Source organism: Kushneria indalinina DSM 14324, assembly GCF_003385845.1.
Classification (GTDB): Bacteria; Pseudomonadota; Gammaproteobacteria; order Pseudomonadales; family Halomonadaceae; genus Kushneria; species Kushneria indalinina.
Window position 1 is genome coordinate 1 of record NZ_QRDJ01000004.1, and the last position, 1,979, is coordinate 1,979.

Consider the following 1,979-nt stretch of genomic DNA (forward strand, 5'->3'; position numbering starts at 1 on the left):
CAGGAGCGCAGCGACGGAGGAGCCCAGGGATCGTCACCGAAGGCCGGGACACGCGGGGGTTGGCGTGGCCCGGGGAGCGTAGCGAGTAGAGCCCGCCCGGGGCTTTTTGAAAGGCTTTCAGATTCAAACCCGGTTAGACATGTTGACAAATAGGACAAACGGGACAAACGGGACAAAAGCCAGTATCACCATCCAATGATATGTTCCCAGAGGATGGCGAATGCCACCCTTGCCATGGCGAGGGTGGCGAGGGCGGCGAGCGGATTAGATCCGCGATTCAAGCTGCGCCAGCTGGTCGGGCAGCGGACAGTTTGCGGTACTCAGAAGCGCTGCAGCGGTCAGCTTTACACCGTCTGCGGTCTTCTGCATCTTCCCATGCAGCACACATCGCCCTTGCCAGACCTGCGACGACTTGCCAGGGTCGATGGTATAAAGACTGACCAGTTTGGACCAGTGCAATTCGTCTACGTCTTGCAGCCCTAGGACGCCCCCGTCAAGCAGAGCCTGGTTGCCGAACAACCCCAGCGCCTCAAGAAATACGGCATGCCCGATTACCATGTCATCCCGAGCCTCGGACGCTACCAGCCTGCCGCTGACCAGGTTGTCCCATTGCGTCAGATTGATGGCCAGCGTCTCCAGGTAACGCTGCACAAGGCGGCCGGCGTTGGCCAACACCTCCTGACCCGGTACTTCCTTGTCCCTGAGCCCGGTCAATCGCATGACAAAGCGCCGGAACACCACAATTGACCAAAGCTTTTTGCTGCGGCGCCCGACGGTGGCATTTTCAAAGTCGATCAACCGGCGAATGGTCGGCATGTCCTGCAACAGACTCATCAGCCATTTGTTGATGGGATCGCGCTTGTCATAAAGCGCATTGATGGCACTTGAAGGCTTGACCTGCCTGGAATTGATATCCGAAAACATCTGCTGACTGCGTTCCAGCCCTTCATCGAAGTAGATCGTCACGCCGATCGTTTCGTTTTTCAGCTGCGAAGCCGCGTCCATTGCAAGCTCGATCCCGGCCCGACGGTGCTGGCCATCGTTGATCAGCAGCGTACTGTCCATGGGGATATTCAGCATCCCGAGCGAGCCCCCATTGATCGCGTCAAAGCGCATTTCCTGGGAGACACTGGCCGTTAACGCGGGCAGGACATATTCATCCTGGTTGGCAACGATATAGTCCGAAATACCTTTTGCCCGCGTCTGATTCAGGGTTCGCTGCGCCCGCAGCTCGGGCGGCACATACTCGTCATCGAAGACAAAAAGCTTCACCAAGACAGAGAGCGGAATCTGGGCAATATAATATTCTCGCCCCGCCTGTACGCCGCGCACGGCGGGAAAGCTGAAAGTGTGGGCCTCGGCGGCGTCTTTAACCTCACGCGACAGCGCCTCCTTTCGCGCCTTTTGCTCTGCGTCTTTCTGTCGGGCCGCCTGAACTTCGTCAATGACGTGCGCCGCAGCTTCGCCATATCGGTCATGAAGCTCCTGGAGCGTCAGCGACAGGTTGGTGAGCGAACCCGCGATTTCTTTTTCGCTGATCGCCGGCAGGTTCGCATATAGATCCGGGGCCATTACCTGAACCAATAGATCGATGGCCCCTTCATCCCTGTTTCGCTCAAGGGCGGCGCGCAGTATCTCGGGGTAACACTCCCCCTTGGTCAGTTGTTCATCGCGCTCAACCGTCACAAACGGCCGGCTGGCCTTCTTCTCAAGATCCCATCTAACCTCTGAAGCCTTCAGCGAGTCGTTATGGCGAGAGATCACTTCGGCTGCCTGAAATGAAACGCCTCCCTTTTTCCCGGGCAGCTGGCCTTCTTCCATAGCTAAAATGTGGTACATGGATAGCTCCTTGATCGCCAATTCCGGGCGCGGTTGCCGCCGCTTGTGCCCGGTGGCCAGCCCCTCGCTGACCACCCCTGTATTATCGGTCATTCGACCTTTTGTGTCAATACTCCCGTCATCTTATTTATCGGATGATT

The 1,979-nt window shown here is 57.4% G+C and carries 1 protein-coding gene; it reads right to left on the bottom strand.

Annotation, left to right across the window (positions count from 1 at the left end; genetic code table 11):
• Positions 1-264: 264 nt before the first annotated feature.
• Positions 265-1,932: a DNA sulfur modification protein DndB gene (locus C8D72_RS00085; RefSeq protein ID WP_115852406.1), complete on the bottom strand. Its 1,668-nt coding sequence runs from the start codon at positions 1,930-1,932 to the stop codon at positions 265-267.
• Positions 1,933-1,979 lie beyond the last annotated feature (47 nt).

Excerpts from the sequence above, each read along its gene's own strand:
- C8D72_RS00085 (WP_115852406.1), bottom strand. The coding sequence starts at position 1,932 with ATGACCGATAATACAGGGGTGGTCAGCGAGGGGCTGGCCACCGGGCAC.